Below are 23,707 nucleotides of genomic sequence, written 5' to 3' on the forward strand. Positions count from 1 at the left end.
TGTCCAGGAAAAACGACAGGCGCTGCACAGCCCGGCGGCAGGATGCCCGCGCATCATGCGGTGAGCCGCTGCACCGTGGCTTCGTCCATGCGGGGCACGGGTGCGGCCGCGCTGGCGCAGCCGGCCAGCACCAGCATCGCCGCCACGCTGGCGGCGAGCTTGAGCTGATGCGGATGCACCTTGTCCGGCGTGTCGGCCGGCGTCAGCAGGAAGCGCATGTTGGAAAGCGGCCGGTCGAAGCCCGCGCAGAGGCGCAGCGCCGGGATGCCGTGGCGGATGTAGTTGGCGTGGTCGGAATTGCCCATGAAGGGGGCGCTGATGCCGATGGAAAGCCCCGCCGGCCCGAGCGCCGCGTGCAGGAACTCCGCCATGCCGGGCACGCCGCTGGTCAGCGCCGTGATGCCCTCGGCGCCGGCCAGCGAGTCCAGGTTCACGTTCAGCACGCGCTTGCCGCGCTCGGCCGGCGCCATCTGCGCGAGATGCGCGGCGGAGCCGAGCAGTGCCCATTCCTCGATGTTGAACAGGCCGACCTGCACGCCGCGCGCAAGGCCCGGCACCACGTCCCGGATCGCCTCGGCCACGGTGAGCGCGCAGGCGAGGCCGCTCGCATTGTCGATGGCGGAGCAGGCCAGGTCATGGCCATCAATATGGGCGGAGAGCACCACCAGCTCCTCGCCCTTCCCCTGCATGGTGGCGAGCAGGTTTTCGGCCACGCGGTCCTCGAAGACGCCCTCCACGAAGATGCGGATCCGCTGGCCGGATTGCGCGGCGAGCGCGGCCCCCGCCTCGTGGGAGAGGCCCGCGCAGGGGATGTTGCCCGGGCCGCCATTGCCGGCCGAACCCGTCACCGGCAGCAGGCCCGGCTCATGGCAGGCGATGAGGAAGCCGGCCGCGCCGGCATCCCGCGCGCATTCGTATTTCTTGCGGCGATGCACATGGCCCGTGCCCACCATGAATTCATGGCGGACGAGGATGATCGCGCCGCGCACCGCCTCGCCCGCGGCCAGGATCTGCTCGGGCGTGCCGCGGCCGAGGTCGAGCAGCGGCGCCTCCAGCCCCTCGGGCGGCGTGGCGGGCGAGCGGCCCAGCGCCTCGGCCTTGTGCGTCACGCCGCGCGCATCGGTGACGCGGGCGCCGATGCGGCTCCAGCCGCGATAGGGGATGGGCTCGCGCGTCACGGCAGCACCCGTGGCCTCGGCGAGGCGGGGGGCGAGCCATTCCACGGCCGCCTTCTCGCTCGCCGTGCCCGAGAAGCGGCCGCCGGTCGCGCAGATGGCGGCGAAATCCGCGTTGATGCGGGGCGAGGCCCAGATGCGGCCCAGAACCTTCTCGATCACGTCCGGTGTCAGCATCGCCCGCCCTCCTGGCCTCATCCGACGGCAGGGTGACGCGCCACGAGGCATCGGTCTAGGGTTGACCGGACAAGAACGGAGCGGATCCATGACCGACATCCATCGCCACGCCGCCGGCATGCAGGCGGCCCTGCCCGAAATCCTCGCGATGGCCGAGCGCTGCGTGAACATCGACAGCGGCAGCTACATGGCCGGCGGCGTGAATGCCGTGATCGACATCTGGGCCGGCATGCTCGGGCGCATGGGCTTCGCGGTGGAGCGCACCCCGCTCCCCGGCTTCGGCGACCAGATGACGGCGCGGCTGCCGCTCGGCGGCAATGGGCCGCGCATGCTGGTCCTGGGCCATGCCGACACGGTCTGGCCCGAGGGCATCGCGGCCGAGTGGCCCTTCGCGCGGGACGGCGAGCGCATCACCGGCCCCGGGGTGGGCGACATGAAGACCAATGTGGTGATGGCGCTGCACGCGATCCGCATGCTGCTGGCCGGAAAGGCGCTGAGCCACCTCGCCTCGATCACCGTCTGCATCGTGCCCGATGAGGAGATCGGCAGCCCGGGCAGCCGCGCCTGGCTGGAGGCGGAATCGCGCGAGGCCGATCTCTGCCTGACGCTGGAGCCCTGCCGCCCGAATGGCGGCATGGTGGTTGGCCGCGGCGCCGTCGGTGCCTTCTACCTGAACGCGACCGGCATCACCGCGCATGTGGGCTCCGCGCGGGAGAAGGGCGCCTCGGCGGTCGCCGCGCTGGCGGCGCTGGTGGCCCCCTTGGAGGCGCTGGGCGATCCGGCGAACGGGCTCTGCGCCACGGTCGGCATCCTGCGCGGCGGCGATGCGCGGCAGGTGGTGCCGGGCTCGGCCGAGATGCATCTCGACCTGCGCGCGCCGGACGATGCGGCGGGCGAGAAGCTGCTGGCCGAGGTGCGCGCCATCGCCGCCCGCCCGCCGGCCGATCCGCGCGTGACCATCACCGCGCGCGGCGGCTTCACGCGACCGGCCTTCCCGACGCATGAGGGGACGCGCGTGCTCTATGCCAAGGCGGAAGAATTCTGCCGCGCGCTGGAGATCCCGGTGCACCAGGTGGTCTCGCGCGGGGGGTCGGATGGCAGCTTCGCCGCGCGCCTCGGCGTGCCGACGCTGGATGGCCTCGGCCCCATCACGCATGAGACCTGCAGCCGGCGCGAATGGGTGGAGGTGCCCTCCATCGTCACGCGCGGCGCGGTGCTGGCGGGGCTGATGGCCTCGGCGGGCCGCTGACCCTCGACGAACTCACGGCCGAGATCACCGCCTGCCGGGTCTGCGCCGCGCATCTGCCGGCCGGCTGCCGCCCGGTGGTGCGGCTCGGCGCCACGGCGCCCATCCTGGTGATCGGCCAGGCGCCGGGCACGCGCGTGCATGCGAGCGGCACGCCCTGGAATGACGCCAGCGGCATCCGCCTGCGCGACTGGATGGGCGTGCCGGAGGCGGTGTTCTACGACACCACGCGCATCGCCATCATGCCCATGGGCTTCTGCTATCCCGGCACGGGAGCAAGCGGCGACCTGCCGCCCCGGCCGGAATGCGCGCCGCTCTGGCATGAGCGCGTGCTGGCGCTGCTGCCCGCGCGGCGGCTGACGCTGCTGGTCGGCAGCTATGCCCAGAAGCGCTACCTGCCCGCGGCGCGGCGGCGCAGCGTGGCCGAGATCGTGCGCGAGCACGCGGCCCATGGGCCGGATGTCTTCCCCCTGCCCCACCCCTCATGGCGCAGCACCGGCTGGATGCAGCGCAACCCCTGGTTCACGGCGGAGGTGCTGCCCGCCCTCAAGGCTCGTGTGGCGGCGGTGCTTCGGACGGGCTGATGCGGATCAGCTCGGGCGGCTGCATTCCCTCCGGGAAGGGCGCGCCCAGCGTGGCGCAAAGCCCGCGCGCGGCCGCCGCGAGCCGTGCCGCCAGGCCATCGAGATCCGCCGAGGACACGCGCATGACGGGCCCGCTGATGCTCATGGCCCCGCGAAGCTGCCCGGGTGGCCCCCAGATGGCGGTGGAGAGCGAGGCGGTCTGTGGGCTGGCCAGGCCGGCCGAGAAATACACGGCCTGCCGCCGCCGCGCCGCATCGGCCGCCGCGTCGCCACGCAGCAGCGCCTGGCTGATCGAGGTGCCATCCAGCGGCTTCAGGTTGGGCATGACCTGCGCGATGCGGACGACCTGCGGGCTTTCCACGCGGAACAGCGTCAGGCGGTGCTCCTGCTCGCGCACCTGGAAGGTCGCGGTCTCGCCGGTGGCGGCGGCCAGCTCCCGCAGCACGGGCATCACATGGTCCTCCAGCCGGAACTGGGCGCGATAGGCCTCGCCCAGTTGCAGGAGGCGCGCACCCAGCTGGTAGCGCCCATCCGCCAGGCGGACGATGTAGCCGCTGCGTTCCAGCGAGACGAGGTTGCGCAGCACGGTGGGCTTGGCGAGTCGCGTGGCGCGGGCCAGCTCGGAGAGCCCGCGCGTGGGGGCCGCGCCCATGAAGGCATCGAGGATGGAGAGGCTGCGCTCGACGGCGACGATACCCCCCCGGCGGAGCTTGGGCGGGACGGGTGATTCGCTGCAGGTGTCCATTACCTCCCATTTCATGTTTTCGCGGGCGCAGGTCAATCGCCGCATTCATGTCGGTGGCAGCGGTTCGTCCGGCATGGGCCCGGCACGGGATGCCGCGCCGGGCCGAATTGACAGCCAGCCGGGCGCATTCCACCTTGCGGACCGTTGGTTCATTTCGTGTCAGGAATTCCCAGGAATGCCCAGGACTTGCCGCGACACCCCGATGGCCCGGCGCATTCGACCAGGCGCCCGCGCCGTATCCCCGGGCGCGATCTTTTGCTGACTGATCCGGACAAATCGGTCAGGATCGCCCCAACTGCGCGGCCCGGCGGATGACCCACCCGGCGAATACGGCCTGGCCGGCCCGCATGGCCGGATGGACGGCCTTCTCCTTCTCTCACAGCGCCTGACGGAACCCGCTCCACGTGATCGCCCCTGCCCCCGGCATTTCCCTTGGCATTGATATCGGTGGCACCTTCACCGACCTCGTCCTGCATGATCCCGCGCTGCGCCGCTCTGGCAGCCTCAAGATCCTCACCACCCATGCCGATCCGGTGCAGGGCATCCTGGAGGGCACGCGCCGCCTGCTGGGCGAGGCGAGCGTGGAGCCGGGCGAAATCACCCGCGTCGTGCATGCGACGACGCTCTTCACCAATGCGCTGATCGAGCGGAAGGGCGCGCTCACCGCCCTCATCACCACGGCGGGCTTCCGCGACATTCTCAAGATCGGCCGCGAGCGCCGCTATGAGCTGTTCGACCTGATGCTGCGCCCGCCCGCGCCGCTCATGCCGGACGCGCTGCGCCTCGAAGTGCCCGAGCGCGTGAAGGCGGATGGCACGGTGGTGACGCCGCTCGACCTGGCGGCGCTCGATGCGGCGGCGGACCAGGCCGTGGCGGCGGGCGCCGAGGCCATCGCCATCCTCTTCCTGCACAGCGACCTTCACCCGGCCCATGAGGAGCAGGCGGCCCGGCGCATCGCGGCGCGGCATCCGGGGCTTTCCGTCACCGCCTCGCACGCCATCGTGCGCGAGATGCGCGAATATGAGCGCGGCTGCACGGCCAGCGCCAACGCCTATGTGGCGCCCATGGCCGGGCGCTACCTCGCGCGGCTGGGTGCCGAACTCGCTGCCATGGGCATTGCGGGCCCGCTGCTGCTCACCCTCTCCAATGGCGGCATGACGCATGTGGAGGAGGCGATCCGCGCCCCCGTGCAGCTGCTGGAATCCGGCCCCGCCGCCGGCGCGCTCGCCGCCGCCTACCTCGCCGGCGCGCAGGAGCCGCGCATCCTCGCCTTCGACATGGGCGGCACCACCGCCAAGCTCAGCGTCGTCGAGCATGGCGAGCCCGAGGTGGTCTTCGGCTTCGAGGCGGCGCGCCAGGCGCGCTTCATCGAGGGCAGCGGCCTGCCCATCCGCATCTCGACGGTGGACCTGATGGAGATCGGCGCGGGCGGCGGCAGCATCGCCCGGCGCGATGCGATCGGCCTGCTCAAGGTGGGCCCGGACAGCGCCGGCTCCGAGCCCGGGCCCGCCTGCTACGGGCGCGGCGGGCTGGAGGCGACGGTGACCGACGCCAACCTGCTGCTCGGCTATCTCGACCCCTCGCGCTTCGCGGGCGGGCGGCTGCCGCTCGATCGCCGGGCGGCGCAGGCGGCCATGGCGCGCCTCGCGGCGGCGCTCGGCATCACGGCCGAGGCGGCGGCCTGGGGCATCCATGACGTGGTGACCGAGGCGATGGCGAGTGCCGCGCGCACCCACCTGGCCGAGCGCGGGCGCGACGCCTCGGGCTTCACGCTCGTCTGCACCGGGGGCGGCGGGCCAGTGCATGGCTATCACCTGGCGCGCAAGCTCGGCATCCGCCGCGTCATCGTCCCGCCCGAGGCGGGCGTCGCCTCGGCGCTCGGCCTGCTCACCGCGCCGCCGCGGGTGGACCGCGTGGCGACACTGGGCCGCCGCCTGCTGGCCTGGCGCGCGGCCGAGCTGGAGGCCGCCTTCGCCGCGCTGGAAGCCGAGGCGCGGGGCGTGCTGGCGCGCGGCGGCTGGGCGGAGGATGCGCCCGCGCCCGAGCGCGTGGTGGATGCGCGCTGCGTGGGCCAGGGCGCGCACATGCCCGTCACGCTGCCGCCCGCCCCCTGGCCCACCGACGACGCCGCGCTGCATGCGATGATCACCGAGGCCTTCACCGCCGCCTACCAGGAGCGCTTCCGCCGCCCGCCCCCCGCCGTGCCGATCGACCTCGTGCATGCACGCATCGTGCTGCGCGGCGCCGCGCGCCCGCTCGCCCTGCCGCCCGCGCGGCGCGGCTGGGAGGGGCCCGCCACGGCGCACCAGCGCCAGATCCTCTCGGGCGGCTGCAGTGCCATGGCCGACATCTACTCGCGCCCCGGCCTCATGCCCGGCTTCTCGGCCCGCGGCCCCGCCCTGGTGGAGGAAAGCGGCTCGACGCTCGTCATCGGCGGGAAGGGCCGCTTCAGCGTGCTGGAGAACGGCAACATCCTGGTGGAGCTGGACGCATGAGCGATCCTGGGAAGAGCGGGCTCGATCCGGTCAAGCTCGAACTGGTCTGGACGCGGCTGATCTCGGCCGTGGACGAGGCGGCCAAGGCCATTGTCCGCACCTCCTTCTCGACGCTCTCCAATGAGGCGAACGACTTCGCCTGCGTGCTGACGGATGCCGAGGCGCGTTCGCTCGCGCAGAACACCGGCTCCATCCCGAGCTTCATCGGCACGCTGCCCAACACGGTGCGCGCCATCCGCGAGGCCATCCCCGAGGCGGAGATGCGGCCGGGCGACATCTACGTCACCAACAATCCCTGGATCGGCACGGGGCATCTGAACGATGTCTGCCTGGTGCGGCCCATCTTCCATGGCGGGCGCATCGTGGCCTATGGCGCGACGACCAGCCACGTGCCCGATATCGGCGGGCGGCTGCGCAGCACCGAGGCGCGGGAGCTCTTCGAGGAGGGCTTCCACATCCCGCCCATGCTGCTGCTGCGCGAGGGCCGGGCGGATGCCACGCTCATCAAGCTGCTGCGCACCAATATCCGCACGCCCGACCAGACCGAGGGCGACATCTGGGCCCAGGCCTCCGCCGTGACGCTGATCGGCGACCGCGTGGTGCAGACGCTCACGGATCACGGGCTGGAGGATCTCGGCGCCGTCGCCACCGAGATCTTCGACCGCTCGGAGGCCGCGATGGCCGAGCGCCTGGCCGCCCTGCCCGAGGGCAGCTGGGAGGCGGCGATCGAGACGGACGGGATGGACCAGCCCTTCCACCTCCAGGTGCGGGTGACGCTGAAGGACGGGCGATTGCTGGCCGATTTCGCCGGCAGCAGCCCGCAGCAGCCGCGCTCGGTCAATTGCCCCTTCACCTACACGCGGGCGATGAGCTGGTTCGTGCTGAAGGCCATGCTGCTGCCCGACCTGCCAAGCAATGAGGGCATCTTCCGCCCGATCCGCATCTCCGTGCCCGAGGGCTGCATCCTGAACCCGCGCGAACCCGCCCCGGTGGGCGGCCGCGCGGCGACGGGCCACTACGTGCCGGTGCTGATGTTCCGCGCACTGGCCGAGGCCCTGCCCGACAAGGTGCGCGCCGCCCCGGGCAGCCCGCTCTGGATGATGAGCCTCGCGGGGCGCGACCAGTCGGGCCAGCCCTATGCGGGCACGCTCTTCTTCAATGGCGGCACGGGTGCGGGTGCGACGCAGGATGGCTGCGATTCCATCTCCTGGCCCTCCAACATCTCGGCGACACCGGTCGAGGTGGCGGAGCGCACGGCGCCGGTGATGATCCACCGCAAGGTGCAGCGCGCGGGCTCGGGCGGCACGGGGACGCATCGCGGCGGCCTGGGCCACGAGACCGAGATCGAATGCGAGACGGATGGCATGGCGGCCGTCTTCGTCACCGAGCGCATCAAGTTCCCCGCCCCCGGGCTCTTCGGCGGGGGCGCGGGCGCGCTGGGCGAGGTGCTGATCGACGGCAAGCCGGTGAACACCCGCACGCAGCAGGTGCTGAACAAGGGCACGCGCGTGATCATCCGCACGCCGGGCGGCGGGGGCTACGGGGCGGGCTGAGCCCTCACCCCTCGGTGCGGATCAGCCGGACGCGGCGCCCCGCCACGCCGAGTGCCAGCCGGCCGGTCTTCAAGGCCAGCGCATCCTCGCCGAAGACCTCGCGCCGCCAGCCGGTGAGCGCGCGGATGTCGGGCTCCGATTCGCTGGCCAGCCGCTCCAGATCCTCGCTGTCGGCCAGCAGCTTCGGCGCCACGTGATGCGCCTCCGCACTCGCGGCGAGCAGCACCTTGAGCAGCGCCACCAGCGCGGGCGAGGCCCCTGCCCCGCGGCGCGCTTCCAGCGGCAGCGGCAGCTCGGCCTCCGGCAGGGCCTTGGCCTCGGCGATGGCGGCGAGCAGCGAGGCACCGGACTTGCCACGCGCGAAACCCTCGGAGATGCCGCGCGCGCGGGCCAGCTGGTCGGCCGTCTCGGGCGCCGTCGCCGCCACTTCCAGCAGCGTCTCGTCCTTCACGAGCCGCCCGCGCGGGATGTTGATGCGCTGCGCCTCCGTCTCCCGCCAGGCGGCGGCGGCGCGCAGCACGCCGAGGAAGCGGCGGTTGTTGGTCTTGGGCTTCAGCCGCTCCCAGGCCTCGTTCGGCTCGGTGATGTAGGTGGAGGGCTGCAGCAGCGCGTCCATCTCCTGCGCCACCCAGTCGAGCCGGCCTTCGGCCAGCAGCTTCTCGCGCAGGCGGAGATAGACCTGGCGAAGATGCGTCACATCGCCGGCCGCATATTCGATCTGCGCCTTGGAGAGCGGGCGGGCCGACCAGTCGGAGAAGCGGTGCGCCTTGTCGATGGAGGCGCCGGCCAGCGCGCGCACCAGGCTGTCATAGCTCGCCTGGTCGCCGAAGCCGGCCACCATGGCGGCGATCTGCGTGTCGAAGAGGGGTGTGGGCACCGCGCCGAACTTCAGCAGGAAGATCTCCACATCCTGCCGGGCGGCGTGGAAGACCTTCACCACGGCCGGGTCGGCCAGCAGGTCGCCCAGCGGGGCGAGGTCCATCCCCGGCGCCTCGGCATCCACCACGGCCACCTCATGGGCGCCCGCGAGCTGGACGACGCAGAGCTCGGGCCAATAGGTGCGCTCGCGCATGAACTCCGTGTCCACGGTCACGAAGGGCTCCTGGCGGAGCCTCTCGCACAGCTCGGCGAGCTCGGCGGCTTGGGTGATCAGGCGGGGCGATGGATCCGGCATGGAACCGGTTTGCCGCCGGAAGGGCCGCCATGCAAGGGCATGGCTTGACAGAGCGGCCCCGCGAAGGCCCTTACCGGGCCGGAAATCTCGTCATTGCAGGACATCATGCACGCCTACCGCACCCACACCTGCGGCGCGCTCCGCGCCGAACATGCCGGGCAGACCGCCCGCCTCTCCGGCTGGGTGCACCGCAAGCGCGACCATGGCGGTCTGCTCTTCATCGACCTGCGCGACCATTACGGCCTGACCCAATGCGTCATCCCGACCGGCTCGCCCGTCTTCGAGGCCGCCGACAAGCTGCGCGCCGAGAGCGTGATCACCGTCACCGGCGAGGTGGTGAACCGCGAGCCGGGCACGGTGAATGACAAGCTGCCCACCGGCGCGATCGAGCTGCGCGTGAAGGAGCTGGTCCTGCAGTCCGCCGCCGAGGTGCTGCCCTTCCAGGTGGCACAGGAGCAGGAGGCGCCGGAGGAGATGCGCCTGCGCTATCGCTTCCTCGACCTGCGGCGCGAGCGGCTGCAGAAGAACATGATCCTGCGCGCGCAGATCATCCAGGACATCCGCGAGCGCATGATCGCGGTGGGCTTCAACGAGTTCCAGACGCCGATCCTGACCGTGTCCTCGCCCGAGGGTGCGCGCGACTTCCTGGTGCCCGCCCGCCTGCATCCCGGCAAGTTCTATGCGCTGCCGCAGGCGCCGCAGCAGTACAAGCAGCTGACGATGGTGGCGGGCTTCGACCGCTACTTCCAGATCGCCCCCTGCTTCCGCGACGAGGCGGGCCGCGCGGACCGCACGCTGATGTTCTACCAGCTCGACGTCGAGATGAGCTTCGTCACGCAGGAGGACGTGTTCACGACGATGGAGCCGGTCATCCGCGGCACCTTCGAGCGCTTCGCGGATGGGCGCCACGTCGATGCCGGCCCCTGGATCCGCATCCCCTACGCGAAGGCGATGCTCGACTACGGCTCGGACAAGCCGGACCTGCGCAACCCGCTGGTGATCCGCGACGTGACGGAGCAGTTCAAGGGCTCGGGCTTCGGGCTTTTCGCGAAGATCGCGGCCTCGGGCGGCGTGATCCGCGCCATCCCGGCGCCGGGCGCGGGCGGCAATCCGCGCAGCTTCTTCGACAAGCTGAACGAGTGGGCGCGCGCCGAGGGCGCGGGCGGTCTTGGCTACATCACCTTCGACGCCGAGGGCCCCAAGGGTCCGATCGCGAAGAACCTGGAGGCCGACCGCGCCGAGGCGATCCGCGTCGCCTGCGGGCTCAATCCGGGTGACGCCGTGTTCTTCGCCGCCGGCAAGGAGGCCGATGCGGCCAAGTTCGCCGGCCAGACGCGCCTGCGCCTGGGCAATGAGCTCGGCCTGACCGAGAAGTCCGGCTTCCGCTTCTGCTGGATCACCGACTTCCCCTTCTACGAGCTGAATGAGGAGACCAACCAGGTCGATTTCAGCCACAATCCCTTCTCGATGCCGCAGGGCGAGATGGCGGCGCTGGAAACCCAGGACCCGCTGACCATCCCCGCCTACCAGTATGACGTGGTCTGCAACGGCTATGAGATGGCCTCGGGCGCGATCCGCAACCACAAGGCGGAGATCATGGTGAAGGCCTTCGGCATCGCGGGCTATCCGCCCGAGGCCGTGGAGGAGCGCTTCGGCGGCATGCTCAACGCCTTCCGCTATGGCGCCCCGCCGCATGGTGGCATGGCCGCCGGCATCGACCGCATCGTGATGCTGCTGGCCGAGGAGCCGAACCTGCGCGAGGTGAACCTCTTCCCGATGAACCAGCAGGGCGAGGAACTGATGATGGGCTCGCCCTCGACCATCGAGGAAGCGCGGCTCCGGGAAGTGCATATCCGGGTGCAGATGCCGCAGCCGAAGAAGCCGGGCTGAGAGACAGGCGGGGCTCGGCCCCGCCGCCATCTACGCCGCTTCGCGGGCGCCGTAGCCTTGAGGGTGCGCGGCGTGCCAGTTCCAGGCGGTGCGGACGATTTCGTCCAGCGACGCATGCTGCGGGCGCCAGCCGGTCTCGGCCCGGATCAGCGCGGAGGACGCCACCAGCGCCGGCGGGTCGCCGGCGCGGCGCGGGCCGTTCTCATGCGGCACCTTGCGACCGGAGACGCGCTCCACCGCCGCCATCACCTCGCGCACGGAATGCCCGGCGCCATTGCCGAGATTGTAGCGCACCGAGCCCTGCTCGAGCCGCGGCAGCACCGCGATATGCGCGGCCGCCAGATCCATCACATGCACATAGTCGCGCACCGCCGTGCCATCCGGCGTGTCGTAATCCGTGCCAAAGACGTGCAGCGGCGGCGCATGGCCGAGTGTCGCCATGATGGCGCGCGGGATGAGGTGCGTCTCGGGGTCGTGGTCCTCGCCCGCGCGGCCGAGCGGGTCGGCGCCGGCCGCGTTGAAGTAGCGCAGCGAGGCGGAGCGCAGGCCATGCGCGCTCTCCGCCCAGGCCAGCGCCTGCTCCATCATCAGCTTGGAGAGGCCATAGGGGTTCACCGGGCTCGTCTCCGCCTCCTCCGTGATGGGCACGGATTTCGGCACGCCGAAGACGGCGGCGGTGGAGGAGAGCACGTATTTCAGGCAGCCGCCCTTCACCGCGGCCTCGGCGAGGTTCACGCTGTTGGCCAGGTTCTCGCGGCAATAGCGGAGCGGCTGCTGCATGCTCTCGCCCACCAGCGACAGCGCGGCCAGGTGGAAGACGGCGTCGAACTTCCAGGCGGCGAAGATGTCATCCAGCCGGCGGCGCTCGCTGAGATTGGCCTGGATGAAGGTGGCGCCGGGCGGGACGGCGTTGCGGTGGCCGGTGGAGAGGTCATCCACCACCACCACCTCATGCCCCGCATCCAGCAGGGTGAGGACGAGGTGGCTGCCGACATAGCCGGCGCCGCCGGAGACGAGATAGCGTGCCATGGGTGTTCCGATCTGACGAACCCGGTTTGCTCCCGGAATATGGCATCAATTCGTTAGCGCGGCCCACGTTGCGCCGCGATCAGCACGGCGAGACGGTCCATCACCCCGCGCCGGACCGGACGCCCGGCCGCCAGCCGCCGGAGGTCGCGCCGGGCCAGCACCAGCGGCAGCGCCGCGGCGCGGGCCTCGGCCGGCAGGCCCTGGAGCGGCAGGGCGGCCGGCGCCTCGGCGGCGAGGCGGGCGATGACCGGCGCCGCGGTGGCCGGGTCCTCGATCACCGCCTCGGCCGCGATGAGGTCCCGCGGCAGCAGGCAGCGCTCCTGGGCGGCCAGCGCCGGCACCGCGCGCAGCAGGCCCGAGAGGCCATAGAGCAGCCCCGCCTGTTGCAGCGCGGGCAGCAGCGCGGGCGGCGCCCCCAGCAGCCGCCCGGCGGCGACCGCGAAGCCGCCCGCCGTGCCGCGCAGATAGGCGTGCAGGGCGGATGTGGTGGCGATGCCTTCCTCCTCCATCTCCATCTCCCGCGCCTCGGCCATGGCGATGAGGCTCGGCGCGTCGAGGGTGCCCACCTGGATCGCGGCATGGAGAGGCGCGGCCACCTCGTGCTGGCGGGCGGGCCGGCCGGCGGCCGCTTCCTCCACCGCCTCGCGCCACCAGGTGAGGCGGATCAGCGCCAGGATGGGGTTGGTCGCGACTTCGCGCGCGCGGGCCAGCTCGTGGTTGAAGGCGATCAGGGTGAACAGCGCCTCGCGCTTCTCCGGCGGCGCGAAGAGGGCGCAGAGGAAGCGGTCCGGGTCGTGGCGGCGGGCGATGGCGCCGCAAGGGGAGAGTTCGGGCACGCTTCTGCCCATGACGGCAACCGAAGCGGGGCGCAAGCGGTTGACGCACCGGCCCGCGCTGCTTAGCTGCCAGCCACTAATTCCCACCTCCGGAGAAACGCCATGGCCTTCAGCCTTCCCCCGCTCCCCTACGCCACCTCCGCGCTTGCCGCCCAGGGCATGTGCCAGGAGACGCTGGAGCTGCACCACGGCAAGCACCACAACGCCTATGTGACGGCGCTGAACGGCCTGATCGAGAGCAAGGGCCTGGCCGGCAAGTCGCTCGAGACCATCGTGGCCGAGGCCGGCAAGGCGGGCGCCGATGGCCTGCCCGTGCTGAACCAGGCCGGCCAGCACTGGAACCACATCCTGTTCTGGCAGGTGATGTCCCCCAATGGCGGTGGCGACAAGCTGCCGGCCAAGCTCGCCGCCAAGATCGACAGCGACCTCGGTGGCCTCGCCGCCTTCAAGGAGGCCTTCAAGCAGGCCGGCGTCACGCAGTTCGGCTCGGGCTGGGCCTGGCTGGTCATCGGCACCGACGGCAAGCTGAAGGTGACGAAGACGCCCAACGGCTCCAACCCCGTCGCCACCGGCGAGGGCACGCCCATCCTCGGCGTGGATGTGTGGGAGCACGCCTACTACCTCGACTTCCGCAACGTCCGCCCGAACTACCTGGACAACTTCCTGAACAAGCTGGTGGATTGGTCCGTGGTGGAGAGCCTGATGGACAAGGGCGGCCTCGCCTCCGGCCAGACGGCCTGATCCAGCTTCCGGGCTGAATGAAAGGGGCGCGGTCCGCGAGGGCCGCGCCCTTTTTCGTGTCAGGCCAGGTCCAGCAGGGCACGCGCGAATGCCGCGGGCGCCTCCTGCGGCGGGTTGTGGCCCACACCGGGCAGCAGCCGGCGCTCGAAGCGGCCCGTGAAGCGGGGCGAAGCGTTCGGGCCGGGCGGGTTCACGCCATCCGCCACGCCATGCAGGTCGATCGCCGGCACGGTGATGGGCGGCAGCTTCGCGAGCCGTGTCTCGAAATCTTCATGCGCCGGGTCGCCCGCCACCAGCGCGAAGCGGTGGCGGTAGGAATGGATCACCACCTCGACGAAATCCGGATTCTCGAAATGCGCGGCGCTTTCGGCGTATTCCGCCTCGGTGAAGCGCCATTCCGGCGACCAGAGCTGCCAGAGCAGGCGGCAGAGATCGGCGCGGTTCGCGGCCAGGCCGCGCGCGCCGCGCTCGCTGTGGAAGTAGTATTGGTACCAGTGCCGCATCTCGCGCTCGGGCGGCTGGGGCTCGTTGGCGCGGGCGATGTCCTGGATGTTGTAGCCGGTGCCGGTGACGAGGCCGGTGCAGCGTTCCGGGTGCAGCGCCGCCACCACGCAGGCGGCGCGCCCGCCCCAGTCATAGCCGGCGAGGATGGCGCGGGGGATCGCCAGCGCGTCCATCAGCGCCAGCAGGTCCGCCCCCAGCGCGCCCTGCGCGCCGGAGCGCGGCACGCCGGGCTTGAGGCGGGTCTGCCCATAGCCGCGCAGATGCGGGACCAGCACGCGATGGCCGGGCAGCAGCGGCACGACGCCGTCATAGCAGCGTGCCGCATAGGGAAAGCCGTGCAGGAGGATGATCGCCGGGCCATGCTCCGGCCCGTGCTCCTCCACGGCGATGTGAAGCTGCGGCGTTTCGACGATCCGCAGCCGCATGGCCTCAGCTCTTCGCGTCGTTCGCCGCTTCGGGGCGAATCACGCTGCCGATGGTGCCGCGCACCACCGTCACGCGCACATTCGGCGCGATCTCGACCTCGACCTCGTCCGAGCCGTCCTTCACGAGCTTGATCTCGCCGACGATGCCGCCCGCCGTGATCACGCGGTCGCCGCGCTTCAGGCTGCCCAGCATGGCGCGGTGCTCCTTCATCTTCTTCTGCTGCGGGCGGATCAGCAGGAAGTAGAAGACGACGAAGATCAGCAGCAGCGGCAGAAGCTGCATGACGATCGCGCCCGCGCCGGCGGCGTCCTGGGCATAGGCGGGGGAGATGAGCATCGGGCCTCGCAAGGGGAATGGGATGGAGCGCAGATGAACCGGCGGAAGGCTTGCGTCAACCGTGATCCGGCGCTTGAAGCGCCCGATGGACACTGAACTCCTCACCCGCATCGCCGCCGCCCTGGAACGCCTGGCCCCGCCGCCGGCCCCGCCGCCCAGCCTGGAGGGGGCGGATGCCTTCGTCTGGCACCCCGCGCGCAACCAGCTTTCCCCCGTGCCCAAGGTCAGCCGCGTGGACATCGTGCTGCTGCAGGGTGTCGCCCGGCAAAAGGAGATCATCCTGGAGAACACGCTGCGCTTCGCCCGCGGCCTGCCGGCCAACAACGCCATGCTCTGGGGCGCGCGCGGCATGGGGAAATCCAGCCTGGTGAAGGCGGCGCATGCCGAGGCGAACCGGCTGCACCCGGGCAGCCTCGCGCTGATCGAGATCCATCGCGAGGATATCCGCACCCTGCCCGACCTGCTCGGCCATCTGCGCGGCCAGGAGAGGCGGGCCCTGGTGTTCTGCGACGACCTCTCCTTCGAGAAGGAGGATGCGGACTACAAGGCGCTGAAATCCGTGCTGGATGGCGGGATCGAGGGGCGGCCGGCCAATGTGCTGTTCTACGCCACCTCCAACCGCCGCCACCTCATGTCCCGCGACATGATCGAGAATGAGCGCAGCACCGCCATCCATTCGGGCGAGGCGGTGGAGGAGAAGGTCTCGCTGTCCGACCGCTTCGGCCTCTGGGTCGGCTTCCACAATTGCGACCAGGACACCTTCTTCGCGATGATCGACGGCTATGCGGGGGCGATGAACCTGCCCATCGGCCAGGAGGAATTGCATGCCGCCGCGGTCGAATGGTCGGTCACGCGCGGCGGGCGCTCGGGCCGCGTCGCCTGGCAGTTCATCCAGGAGATGGCCGGGCGCCTCGGCGTGAAGGGATGAGGTTCCTCGGCACGCTGGAGGAGCTGCACGCGCTCTACGGCGTGCCGGGCGCGGCCTCGACGCGCAAGGAGGCACCGCGCGTCACCCCGGAATATCGCCGCATCATCGAGGCCGCGCCCTTCCTGGCGCTGGCCACCTCCGGGCCCGAGGGGCTCGATTGCTCGCCGCGCGGCGATGCGCCGGGGCAGCTGGTCCGCATCCTGGACGAAACGACACTGGCCCTGCCCGACCGGCGCGGCAATGACCGGATCGACAGCCTGCGCCACATCATCCGCGACCCGCGCGTGGCGCTGATGTTCCTGATCCCCGGCTCGGGCAATGCGCTGCGCATCAACGGGACGGCGCGGGTCACGGCGGATGAGGCGCTGTGCGAGAGCTTCGTGATGGAGGGGAAGCGGCCGCGCAGCGTGGCGGTGATCTCCATCGAGACGATCTATTTCCAATGCGCCCGCGCGCTGATCCGCGCCCGCCTCTGGGAGCCGCATGCGAAGCCCGATCTGCCCACGCCGGGCCAGATCCTGGCGGCGATGACGGCGGGCGAGGTGGGCGGCGCCACCTATGACGCCGAATGGCCGGAGCGCGCGGCGAAGAGCATGTGGTGAGGCTTCGCCCGGATGACGGTGTGATGATCCAGCCCGCGATCCGTGACGCGAAGGGCCGCTTCCGCAACCCTGACGGCTCGCCTGCCGCGCAGCCGCTGCATCGCGTGGCGCGGATGATGTGGGAGGGCAAGGGGCCGCGCTGGCCGCAGGGTCTGCGCAACCCGCCCCACCCCCCGCCGCCCGCCCAGGTGCCGGCGGGCCATGCCAGCTTCACCTTCATCGGCCATGCGAGCTTCCTGATCCGCCTCGCGGATGGGACGACCATCCTGACCGACCCGATCTTCTCCGAGCGGTGCAGCCCCTTCACCTGGCTCGGTCCGAAGCGGGTGCGGCCCCCTGCCCTGGCCCTGGAGGACCTGCCCCGCATTGACGCCGTGCTGGTCAGCCACGGCCATTACGACCACATGGATTTGCCGAGCCTGCGCGCGATCCATGCCCGCTGGCGGCCGCGGCTGCTGACCGGCCTCGGCCATGCCGAATTCCTGGCGAAGAACGGCATCCCCGGGGCCATCGAGCTGAACTGGGGCGAGAGCGCCGAACTCCCCGGCGGGCATCGCGCCACCTATGTGCCGATGCGGCATTTCTCGGCGCGCGGCATCCGCGACCGCGCCCATGCCCTGTGGGGCGGCTTCGCCGTGGAAGCCCTGGCCGGCGGGCGCTTCCTCTTCGTGGGCGATACGGCGGCGGGCGGGCATCTGGATGTGATCGGCCGCGCCTTCGGCGGCTTCGGCGTGGCGCTGATCCCGATCGGCGCCTATGCGCCGCTGTGGTTCATGCAGGCCGTGCACGTCACGCCCGAACAGGCGGTGGAGGCGCAGGCGCAGCTGCGCGCGCGCACAGCACTCGCCATGCATTTCGGGACCTTCCAGCTGACGCAGGAGGCGATGGAAGAGCCGGCACGACGGCTGCTGGCGGCGCGGGGCGGGCAGGATTTCCGGGTGCCGGGGTTTGGGGAGAGCCTGGTGCTGGCCATCTGAGCCGGGGACCGCCCTTCCCCCGCGCCCCCTCATGCGTTCAGGGGCAATCCGACAGCGGTCTCGCGATGGAGGCACGGGCGCCGTCGGGGCCGCGATGGCAGCCGCTGAACCAGGCGCCGCGATACCAGCGCTGCTCCGCCGCGATGAAATAGGCGCCCTGGCCATCCGCGCGGTCATCGCGGTAATCGCCCTCGTAGCGGTCGCCATTGGCCCAGAGATAGACGCCCTCGCCATGGAAGCGGCCGTCGCGCCACCTGCCTTCATAGCGGTCGCCATTGGGGTAGAGCATCACGCCGCGGCCATTGCGGCGGCCGTCACGCCATTCGCCCTCGTAGCGCGCGCCATTGGCCCAGTTGTAGACGCCCTGCCCGTGCTGCCGCCCATCCCTCCACTCGCCCTCATAGCGGTTGCCGCTGGGCCAGGTGACGGTGCCGCGGCCATCCAGACGGCCCTCGCGCATCTGGCCGCTGAAGCTGCTGACCTGGGGGGGCGCGCCGCCATCCTGGCTGCGCCACTCGCCGCGGCCCTGGCCCTGGGCGGGGCCTCGCGGGCAGGCGCCGCTCCAGGTGACCCGCTCATGCGGCTGGGGGTTGCTGTTCCAGAGCCAGCAGCCATTGCGCGGATCCACCACCCAGCCGGCGCGGAAGGGCTCGGCCAGGTTCTCGGGCAAGGGCGGCGCAGGGCGGTTCTGTGCGAGGGCCGGGGCGGCGGCGAGCAGGAGGGCGAGCACGGCAAGGCGGAGGCGCATGGACGGGATGAGACAACGCGGCCGGCGCGCGATCCAGGGGAAATCCCGGGGCAGGCACGAACAGGTGGGATTTCCTTGAAAATCACCGAGTATTAGGATTATTGTCTCCGTCCCAGGAGCCATCGATGAAACAGCGCGTCCCCTTCACCGCCCTCTCCGACCGCCAATGGGATGCCCTGCGGCCCTATGTCCTGGCGCAGAAGGCCAGCCCCGCCGGCCGCAAGACGGCCGACCTGCGTGAGCGGATGAACGCCATCCTCTTCCTGCTTTCCACCGACGCCCCCTGGCGGGAGCTGCCCGAACGCTACGGTTCCGCGGGGACGGTCGCGCGGCATTTCCGCCGGCTGACGCATGGCGGGCTGTGGGAGCACCTGCTGGAAGCCCTGCACGATCTCGGGCCGCGCCATCCGCTGCAGCAGCTTCGCCGCGTGATCTTCCGCGGCGCCAGGCGGGCCGCGAAACTGGTCGGACTCGGCATCATCGTGCTGGCGCGGCGATTGAACCTTCTCGAGGCCCTGCCTGGGCCGCCCTGGCTGGTGGCCGATCCCGATTTGTCCAAAACCCTGGTGGGCCTGTTCCAACGCGAATTCGAACATCCTGACCCAGCCCGGTTCCGGCGCTGGTGGCGCGAGAAAGGCCGCGCCTTCATCCAGGTCTTCGCCATCGCGGGCGGGCGGCCCAACATGCCGCGCTCCGTCCGCCTCGCCATGCCGTGAGGCCGGCTCAGGGCAGCAGCGCCTCCGCCTCCGCCCAGAGCCGGCGCGTGAGGTCTGCGGCGGGCTCGGCGCGGGCCATGGCGGCCCCCTGCCCTGCCCAGGCCTGCATGCGCGAGAGATCATTGGCGCGGCCCGCCTCGGCACGCATCGGCGTGGTGAGCACCCGTTGCAGCGGATAGGGCGCGGCGGGCACCGCCTCGAAGGCGCGGGTCGCATCATTGGCGATGCCGCGCGCGAGGCGGCCGGAGAAGGCGCGGGTCAGCACCGTGTCCTCCGGCGCGGCCGCCGCCAGCCCATCGGCCCAGGCGGGGGCGAGCGCCGTCTCGGGACAGCGCAGATAGGCGGTGCCGAGTTGCACGGCGCTGGCCCCCAGCGTGAGGGCCGCTGCGATGCCCCGGCCATCCATGATGCCGCCCGCCGCGATCACCGGGACCGAAAGCGCGTCCGCCAGGCGCGGGACCAGCGCGAAGAGGCCGATGAGCTGCGCCTCCGCCGCCTCCGGCGTGAAGGAGCCGCGATGCCCGCCAGCCTCGGCACCCTGGGCGATCACGGCGTCCGCCCCGGCGGCCTCGGCCGCGCGGGCCTCGGCGAGCGTGGTGGCGTTGCAGATCCAGAGGATCCCGCGCGCCTTCAGCTCGGCCACGAATTCCGGCTCCCAGAGGCCCATGATGGTGGAGACGACGGGCGGCCGCGCCTCCAGCACTGCGTCACACTGGGCCGCGAAGTCCGGCAGGAAGGGGCCATCGCCCAGCGGCGGCGGCTCGGGGCCGAGCTTGGCCAGCGCGGCCCGCGCCGCCTCCTCCCGCGCGGCGTCGCGCACCGGCGGCGGATCAGGCGCCCAGAGGTTCACCTGGAAGGCGCCATTGCTGCCGGCGCGGAAGCCCTGCGCCCAGGCGGCGATCTCGGCCGGGCTCATCTGCAGCGCGCCGACACCCCCCATGCCGCCCCCATTGGCGACGGCCACCCCCAGTGCGACCGGCGAGGCGCTGGCCATGGGGGCCTGGAGAATCGGGACGCGCAGGCCGAAGCGGGCGCAGAATTGCTGGGCGCGGGTGCGGGCGGAGCTCATGGCCCGAGGCTCGCGCGCCGCCGCGATTGTGTCCATCCGGGCACGGCAGTAGCAATCGCCCCATGAGCACCCGCAAGGCACCCCGCATGAGCCAGGACACCACCGCCGCCCCGCCCCGCAAGAAGCTCTTCGGCACGGACGGCATCCGCGGCACCGCCAACAAGGCGCCGATGGATGCGGGCACCGCGCTGCGCCTCGGCCAGGCGGCGGGCAAGTATTTCAACCGCGGCACGCATCGCCACCGCGTCGTCATCGGCAAGGACACGCGCCTCTCGGGCTACATGCTGGAGCCGGCCCTGACCGCGGGCTTCGTCTCGGCGGGCATCGACGTGGTGCTGGTGGGGCCGCTGCCGACGCCGGCCATCGCCATGATGACGCGCTCGCTCCGCGCCGATCTGGGCGTGATGATCTCCGCCTCGCACAACCCGCATGAGGACAATGGCATCAAGCTGTTCGGCCCGGACGGGCTGAAGCTCTCCGACGAGCAGGAGGCCGATATCGAGGCGCTGATGGCGGGTGATCTCTCCTCCGCGCTGGTCTCGCCCTCCAAGCTTGGCCGCGCCTCGCGGCTCGAGGATGCGCCGGGCCGCTATATCGAGGCGGCGAAGCAGAGCTTCCCGCGCGGCCTGACGCTGGAGGGCCTGCGCCTCGTCGTGGATTGCGCGCATGGCGCGGCCTACAAGGTGGCCCCCACCGTGCTGTGGGAACTGGGCGCCGAGGTGGTGAGCGTGGGCGTCGCGCCCGATGGCTTCAACATCAACCGCGGCGTGGGCTCCACCGCGCCGCAGCAGCTGGCCGAGCTGGTGCGCGAGCGCCGCGCCGATCTCGGCATCGCCCTCGATGGCGACGCCGATCGCGTGGTTCTGGTGGATGAGCTGGGCACCGTGATCGACGGCGACCAGATCCTCGCCGTCATCGCGGATTCCTGGGCGCGCGAGGGCAAGCTGAAGGGCGGCGGCCTGGTCGCCACCGTGATGAGCAACATGGGGCTGGAGCGCTTCCTCACCTCGCGCAACATCGCGCTGCACCGCACCGCGGTGGGTGACCGCTATGTGGGCGAGCGCATGCGCGAGCTCGGCTGCAACCTGGGCGGCGAGCAGTCGGGCCACATGATCATCAGCGATTTCGGCACGACGGGCGATGGGCTCGTCGCCGCCCTCCAGGTGCTGGCCGTGCTGGTCGAGGAGAAGCGCCCGGCGAGCGAGGTCTGCCGCCGCTTCCAGACGCTGCCGCAGAAGTTGGTCAACATCCGCTTCTCGGGCACCACGCCGCTGAAGGACCCGGGCGTGCAGGCGGCCATCGCGGCGGAGGAGGCGAAGCTCGGCGCGCGCGGCCGCGTGCTGATCCGCGCGAGCGGGACCGAGCCCGTGATCCGCGTCATGGTCGAGGCGGAGGAGGAAGCTCTGCTGAACCAGTCGCTCGATGCGCTCTGCGGCGTGATCCGCGCGAAGCTCGGCACGTGAAGGGCCGCGTCCTCATCTGCGCCGGCTCGGATTCGGGTGGCGGCGCGGGCATCCAGGCCGACATCAAGGCGGTGACGGCACTGGGCGGCTTCGCCATGACGGCGATCACGGCGCTCACCGCGCAGAACACGCTGGGCGTGCAGGGCGTGGTGGGCGTGGAGCCCGGCTTCATCCGGCAGCAGATGCGCTCCGTGCTGGAAGATCTGGGGGCGGATGCGCTCAAGACCGGCATGCTGCATGACGTGGCGACCATCGAGGCGGTCTGCGACGAGATCGCGGCCAGCGCGCCCGGCCTGCCCCTGGTGGCGGACCCGGTGATGGTCGCCACCTCCGGCAGCCGGCTGCTGGCCGATGATGCGATGGAGACGCTGCGCGCGCGCCTTCTGCCCATCGCCGTCGTCATCACGCCCAACATCCCGGAGGCCGAGGCGCTGACGGGCCTTGCCATCCGCGACGAGGCGGGAATGCGCGCGGCGGCCGAGGCGCTGCTCGCCATGGGCGCGCGCGCCGTGCTGCTGAAGGGCGGCCACCTGGAGGGCGAGGTGCTGGTGGACCTGCTGGTGACGCCCGTGGCGGTGGATCGCTACGAGGATCGCCGCATCGTCACGCGCCACACCCATGGGACGGGCTGCACGCTCGCTTCCGCCGTGGCGGCGGGGCTGGCGCAGGGCCTGGCGCTCGAGCCCGCGGTGCGCCGCGCGCGGGCCTATGTGCGCGCGGCCATCCTGCACGCGCCGGGCTATGGCGCGGGGCATGGGCCGCTGGATCACGGCGTGACCGTGGACGCTTCCCGCCTTGGCTGACGCGGCCCTCGCGCGGGCGGATCTGGCGGAGCTGCGCAGCCTCGCGCACCTGCCCCTGCCGCTGCTGGCGGTGCCGCTGGGCCTGGGCGGGCTTGGCCTGGCCTGGCGGCAGGCGGGCTTCGCCTGGGTGGGCGAGCCGCTCATGGCGCTCACGGGGTTCGCCTGGGTGCTGATCCTGGTGCTGCATGCGGCGCGCGCCCTGCGCCACCCGGAAGCAGCGCTGGCCGATTGGCGCAACCCGGTGCGCTGCGGCTTCGTGGGCGCCGCCTCGATCGGGATGATGCTGACGGCCGCCGCCCTGCTGCCACATGCGCCGGCGCTGGCGCGCGCGCTGCTTCTGCCGGCCGTGGTGCTGCACCTGGCGATCGGCCTGCTGCTGCTGGCCCGCGTGCTGCGTGGCGAGGGCAGCCCCGCCATGCTGGTGCCGCCGCTCATGATCCCGCTGGTGGGCAATGTGCTGGCGCCGCTCTTCCTCGTGCCGCTCGGCCTGCCCATGCTGGGCTGGATGCTCTTCGGCGTCGGCATGCTGCTCTGGCTCGGGCTGCAGCCGTTGCTGCTCGGCCGTCTCTTCGAGGCGGCGCTGCCGCCGCCGATGCGGCCCTCGCTCGCCATCCTGCTGGCGCCGAGTGCGGTGGGCGCGCTGGCGGTGGATGCGCTGGGCGGGCCGGCGCCGGCCTTCCTGGCGCTCTACGGCCTCGCCGCCTTCACCTTCGCGCTGCTGCTGATGGTGCTGCGGCCCATGCTGGGGGCCGGCTTCAGCATCGGCTACTGGGGCTTCACCTTCCCGCTCGCCGCCTTCACCACCGCCACCATGAAGGTGGCGCCGGGGCTGGTCGGCTGGGGCATGCTGGGCTTCGCCACGCTGGCCATCGGCGCCATCGCGCTCGCCACGCTGCGCCTCGCCATCCAGGGCGCGCTGTTGCGCCCGCATTGAGAAGGACAACGCGATGACCCGGATCCTGCGTGCCATGCCCCGAATGGCCACCCCCGAGAGCATCGCGCCCTATGGCACGCTGATCGAACCCACCGAGGATGGCAGCCCCTTCGGCGCCGAGGATGCCGAGCTTGACCTGACGCAGGGCACGCCGCGCCTCTACATCATGCGGCTGCGCCAGCGCCCGCTGCTGATCCGCGGCATCACGCGGCATGGCCGTGTCACGCAATGCCTCGCCAGCATGAAGGGCGAGGAGTGGTTCATCGGGCTCGCCGAGGCGGGCGACGCGCCGGAGCCGGAGGAGATCCGGGTGTTCCGCATGGGCGGCGACGTGGCGCTCGCACTCCATGCCGGCACCTGGCATGCCGGGCCCTTCTTCACCGCGCCCTCGGTGGATTTCCTCAACCTCGAACTCACCGACACGAATGAGACGGATCACGAGACCCTGCGCCTCGAGGAGGCGCATGGCGCGGTGATCGAGATCCTCGCGTGATGCCGGCCCGGGGCTGCACACGCAGCCCCGGGCTTCCCGCACCTGCGTATTGTCCGAAGTTGC

The 23,707-nt window shown here is 71.7% G+C and carries 23 protein-coding genes; 14 read left to right on the forward strand and 9 right to left on the reverse strand.

Translation table 11 applies throughout. From position 1 onward, the window contains the following. Nucleotides 1-53: 53 nt before the first annotated feature. A complete protein-coding gene (locus R9Z33_RS15410; RefSeq protein ID WP_318647464.1) occupies nt 54-1,352 on the reverse strand; it encodes a M28 family peptidase in 1,299 nt (432 codons plus the stop codon). A gap of 88 nt (nt 1,353-1,440) precedes the next feature. Between R9Z33_RS15410 and R9Z33_RS15415 the strand changes: the two genes are divergently transcribed. Together R9Z33_RS15415 and R9Z33_RS15420 are read left to right on the forward strand one after the other, a co-directional pair. Beyond that, the gene (locus R9Z33_RS15415; RefSeq protein ID WP_318647465.1) at nt 1,441-2,601 is read left to right on the forward strand and encodes a M20/M25/M40 family metallo-hydrolase; all 1,161 of its coding nucleotides are present in this window, start codon (nt 1,441-1,443) and stop codon (nt 2,599-2,601) included. Next, nucleotides 2,529-3,182: a uracil-DNA glycosylase family protein gene (locus R9Z33_RS15420; protein ID WP_318647466.1), complete on the forward strand. Its 654-nt coding sequence runs from the start codon at nt 2,529-2,531 to the stop codon at nt 3,180-3,182. The genes R9Z33_RS15415 and R9Z33_RS15420 overlap by 73 nt, the downstream gene beginning before the upstream one ends. On the opposite strand, the gene R9Z33_RS15425 is transcribed toward R9Z33_RS15420, so the two are convergent. Next, on the reverse strand, nt 3,145-3,927 hold the full coding sequence (locus tag R9Z33_RS15425) for an IclR family transcriptional regulator (protein WP_318647467.1): 783 nt from the start codon (nt 3,925-3,927) through the stop codon (nt 3,145-3,147). The two genes, R9Z33_RS15420 and R9Z33_RS15425, sit on opposite strands and share 38 nt — an antisense overlap. Nucleotides 3,928-4,331: 404 nt before the next feature. Between R9Z33_RS15425 and R9Z33_RS15430 the strand changes: the two genes are divergently transcribed. Both R9Z33_RS15430 and R9Z33_RS15435 read left to right on the forward strand, forming a co-directional pair. After that, nucleotides 4,332-6,422 (forward strand): hydantoinase/oxoprolinase family protein, encoded by a 2,091-nt coding sequence (locus R9Z33_RS15430; protein WP_318647468.1) that lies wholly within the window; start codon nt 4,332-4,334, stop codon nt 6,420-6,422. Continuing rightward, complete coding sequence (locus tag R9Z33_RS15435) at nt 6,419-7,975, forward strand: hydantoinase B/oxoprolinase family protein (protein WP_318647469.1); 1,557 nt, start codon at nt 6,419-6,421, stop codon at nt 7,973-7,975. The genes R9Z33_RS15430 and R9Z33_RS15435 overlap by 4 nt, the downstream gene beginning before the upstream one ends. Nucleotides 7,976-7,979: 4 nt before the next feature. Here R9Z33_RS15435 and rnd read toward each other — a convergent pair whose 3' ends face one another. Continuing rightward, the gene (gene rnd / locus R9Z33_RS15440; RefSeq protein ID WP_318647470.1) at nt 7,980-9,149 is read right to left on the reverse strand and encodes a ribonuclease D; all 1,170 of its coding nucleotides are present in this window, start codon (nt 9,147-9,149) and stop codon (nt 7,980-7,982) included. 105 nt (nt 9,150-9,254) lie between these two features. Between rnd and aspS the strand changes: the two genes are divergently transcribed. Beyond that, nucleotides 9,255-11,039 carry an aspartate--tRNA ligase gene (gene aspS, locus R9Z33_RS15445; RefSeq protein WP_318647471.1) on the forward strand — a complete coding sequence of 595 codons (1,785 nt, stop codon included), beginning with the start codon at nt 9,255-9,257 and terminating at the stop codon, nt 11,037-11,039. A gap of 30 nt (nt 11,040-11,069) precedes the next feature. Here aspS and galE read toward each other — a convergent pair whose 3' ends face one another. After that, nucleotides 11,070-12,068, reverse strand: a complete 999-nt coding sequence (galE, locus tag R9Z33_RS15450; RefSeq protein ID WP_318647472.1) for a UDP-glucose 4-epimerase GalE — start codon at nt 12,066-12,068, stop codon at nt 11,070-11,072. 53 nt (nt 12,069-12,121) lie between these two features. Further along, complete coding sequence (locus R9Z33_RS15455; RefSeq protein WP_318647473.1) at nt 12,122-12,904, reverse strand: squalene/phytoene synthase family protein; 783 nt, start codon at nt 12,902-12,904, stop codon at nt 12,122-12,124. 102 nt (nt 12,905-13,006) lie between these two features. On the opposite strand from R9Z33_RS15455, the gene R9Z33_RS15460 reads away from it, so the two are divergent. Next, on the forward strand, nt 13,007-13,645 hold the full coding sequence (locus R9Z33_RS15460; RefSeq protein ID WP_318647474.1) for a superoxide dismutase: 639 nt from the start codon (nt 13,007-13,009) through the stop codon (nt 13,643-13,645). Nucleotides 13,646-13,704: 59 nt separating this feature from the next. Here R9Z33_RS15460 and R9Z33_RS15465 read toward each other — a convergent pair whose 3' ends face one another. Then, the gene (locus tag R9Z33_RS15465; RefSeq protein ID WP_318647475.1) at nt 13,705-14,574 is read right to left on the reverse strand and encodes an alpha/beta fold hydrolase; all 870 of its coding nucleotides are present in this window, start codon (nt 14,572-14,574) and stop codon (nt 13,705-13,707) included. A gap of 4 nt (nt 14,575-14,578) precedes the next feature. Next, a complete protein-coding gene (gene yajC / locus R9Z33_RS15470) occupies nt 14,579-14,911 on the reverse strand; it encodes a preprotein translocase subunit YajC (protein WP_318647476.1) in 333 nt (110 codons plus the stop codon). A gap of 85 nt (nt 14,912-14,996) precedes the next feature. Here yajC and R9Z33_RS15475 point away from each other — a divergent pair, with 85 nt between their 5' ends. The 3 genes from R9Z33_RS15475 to R9Z33_RS15485 are packed head-to-tail and all read left to right on the forward strand — an operon-like array spanning nt 14,997 to nt 17,418. Further along, on the forward strand, nt 14,997-15,839 hold the full coding sequence (locus R9Z33_RS15475; RefSeq protein WP_318647477.1) for an ATP-binding protein: 843 nt from the start codon (nt 14,997-14,999) through the stop codon (nt 15,837-15,839). Continuing rightward, nucleotides 15,836-16,441 carry a pyridoxamine 5'-phosphate oxidase family protein gene (locus tag R9Z33_RS15480; protein ID WP_318647478.1) on the forward strand — a complete coding sequence of 202 codons (606 nt, stop codon included), beginning with the start codon at nt 15,836-15,838 and terminating at the stop codon, nt 16,439-16,441. The genes R9Z33_RS15475 and R9Z33_RS15480 overlap by 4 nt, the downstream gene beginning before the upstream one ends. Then, on the forward strand, nt 16,438-17,418 hold the full coding sequence (locus R9Z33_RS15485; protein WP_318647479.1) for an MBL fold metallo-hydrolase: 981 nt from the start codon (nt 16,438-16,440) through the stop codon (nt 17,416-17,418). The genes R9Z33_RS15480 and R9Z33_RS15485 overlap by 4 nt, the downstream gene beginning before the upstream one ends. A 37-nt stretch (nt 17,419-17,455) precedes the next feature. On the opposite strand, the gene R9Z33_RS15490 is transcribed toward R9Z33_RS15485, so the two are convergent. Continuing rightward, nucleotides 17,456-18,166 carry an MORN repeat-containing protein gene (locus R9Z33_RS15490; RefSeq protein WP_318647480.1) on the reverse strand — a complete coding sequence of 237 codons (711 nt, stop codon included), beginning with the start codon at nt 18,164-18,166 and terminating at the stop codon, nt 17,456-17,458. 125 nt (nt 18,167-18,291) lie between these two features. Between R9Z33_RS15490 and R9Z33_RS15495 the strand changes: the two genes are divergently transcribed. Further along, complete coding sequence (locus R9Z33_RS15495) at nt 18,292-18,882, forward strand: transposase (RefSeq protein WP_318647481.1); 591 nt, start codon at nt 18,292-18,294, stop codon at nt 18,880-18,882. Between the two features lie 7 nt (nt 18,883-18,889). Here R9Z33_RS15495 and R9Z33_RS15500 read toward each other — a convergent pair whose 3' ends face one another. After that, nucleotides 18,890-19,951 carry an NAD(P)H-dependent flavin oxidoreductase gene (locus R9Z33_RS15500; RefSeq protein ID WP_318647482.1) on the reverse strand — a complete coding sequence of 354 codons (1,062 nt, stop codon included), beginning with the start codon at nt 19,949-19,951 and terminating at the stop codon, nt 18,890-18,892. A 62-nt stretch (nt 19,952-20,013) separates the two neighbouring features. Between R9Z33_RS15500 and glmM the strand changes: the two genes are divergently transcribed. From glmM to R9Z33_RS15520, 4 genes are read left to right on the forward strand one after another with little or no spacing between them, the layout of a single operon-like run. Next, on the forward strand, nt 20,014-21,414 hold the full coding sequence (gene glmM, locus R9Z33_RS15505; protein ID WP_318647483.1) for a phosphoglucosamine mutase: 1,401 nt from the start codon (nt 20,014-20,016) through the stop codon (nt 21,412-21,414). Beyond that, nucleotides 21,411-22,217 (forward strand): bifunctional hydroxymethylpyrimidine kinase/phosphomethylpyrimidine kinase, encoded by an 807-nt coding sequence (thiD, locus tag R9Z33_RS15510; protein ID WP_318647484.1) that lies wholly within the window; start codon nt 21,411-21,413, stop codon nt 22,215-22,217. The genes glmM and thiD overlap by 4 nt, the downstream gene beginning before the upstream one ends. Continuing rightward, nucleotides 22,210-23,151 carry a TDT family transporter gene (locus tag R9Z33_RS15515; protein WP_318647485.1) on the forward strand — a complete coding sequence of 314 codons (942 nt, stop codon included), beginning with the start codon at nt 22,210-22,212 and terminating at the stop codon, nt 23,149-23,151. The genes thiD and R9Z33_RS15515 overlap by 8 nt, the downstream gene beginning before the upstream one ends. Nucleotides 23,152-23,164: 13 nt before the next feature. Then, nucleotides 23,165-23,644, forward strand: coding sequence for an ureidoglycolate lyase (locus R9Z33_RS15520; RefSeq protein ID WP_318647486.1), 480 nt, complete (start codon nt 23,165-23,167; stop codon nt 23,642-23,644). The last annotated feature ends 63 nt before the right edge of the window (nt 23,645-23,707 follow it).

It is taken from the genome of Sediminicoccus rosea (assembly GCF_033547095.1).
Taxonomy (GTDB): domain Bacteria; phylum Pseudomonadota; class Alphaproteobacteria; order Acetobacterales; family Acetobacteraceae; genus Roseococcus; species Roseococcus rosea.

Coding starts and splice junctions, on each gene's coding strand:
- R9Z33_RS15410 (WP_318647464.1), bottom strand. CDS start 1,352: ATGCTGACACCGGACGTGATCGAGAAGGTTCTGGGCCGCATCTGGGCC.
- R9Z33_RS15415 (WP_318647465.1), top strand. CDS start 1,441: ATGACCGACATCCATCGCCACGCCGCCGGCATGCAGGCGGCCCTGCCC.
- R9Z33_RS15420 (WP_318647466.1), top strand. CDS start 2,529: ATGGGTGGAGGTGCCCTCCATCGTCACGCGCGGCGCGGTGCTGGCGGG.
- R9Z33_RS15425 (WP_318647467.1), bottom strand. CDS start 3,927: ATGGACACCTGCAGCGAATCACCCGTCCCGCCCAAGCTCCGCCGGGGG.
- R9Z33_RS15435 (WP_318647469.1), top strand. CDS start 6,419: ATGAGCGATCCTGGGAAGAGCGGGCTCGATCCGGTCAAGCTCGAACTG.
- rnd (WP_318647470.1), bottom strand. CDS start 9,149: ATGCCGGATCCATCGCCCCGCCTGATCACCCAAGCCGCCGAGCTCGCC.
- aspS (WP_318647471.1), top strand. CDS start 9,255: ATGCACGCCTACCGCACCCACACCTGCGGCGCGCTCCGCGCCGAACAT.
- galE (WP_318647472.1), bottom strand. CDS start 12,068: ATGGCACGCTATCTCGTCTCCGGCGGCGCCGGCTATGTCGGCAGCCAC.
- R9Z33_RS15460 (WP_318647474.1), top strand. CDS start 13,007: ATGGCCTTCAGCCTTCCCCCGCTCCCCTACGCCACCTCCGCGCTTGCC.
- R9Z33_RS15465 (WP_318647475.1), bottom strand. CDS start 14,574: ATGCGGCTGCGGATCGTCGAAACGCCGCAGCTTCACATCGCCGTGGAG.
- yajC (WP_318647476.1), bottom strand. CDS start 14,911: ATGCTCATCTCCCCCGCCTATGCCCAGGACGCCGCCGGCGCGGGCGCG.
- R9Z33_RS15475 (WP_318647477.1), top strand. CDS start 14,997: ATGGACACTGAACTCCTCACCCGCATCGCCGCCGCCCTGGAACGCCTG.
- R9Z33_RS15480 (WP_318647478.1), top strand. CDS start 15,836: ATGAGGTTCCTCGGCACGCTGGAGGAGCTGCACGCGCTCTACGGCGTG.
- R9Z33_RS15490 (WP_318647480.1), bottom strand. CDS start 18,166: ATGCGCCTCCGCCTTGCCGTGCTCGCCCTCCTGCTCGCCGCCGCCCCG.
- R9Z33_RS15495 (WP_318647481.1), top strand. CDS start 18,292: ATGAAACAGCGCGTCCCCTTCACCGCCCTCTCCGACCGCCAATGGGAT.
- R9Z33_RS15500 (WP_318647482.1), bottom strand. CDS start 19,951: ATGAGCTCCGCCCGCACCCGCGCCCAGCAATTCTGCGCCCGCTTCGGC.
- glmM (WP_318647483.1), top strand. CDS start 20,014: ATGAGCACCCGCAAGGCACCCCGCATGAGCCAGGACACCACCGCCGCC.
- R9Z33_RS15520 (WP_318647486.1), top strand. CDS start 23,165: ATGACCCGGATCCTGCGTGCCATGCCCCGAATGGCCACCCCCGAGAGC.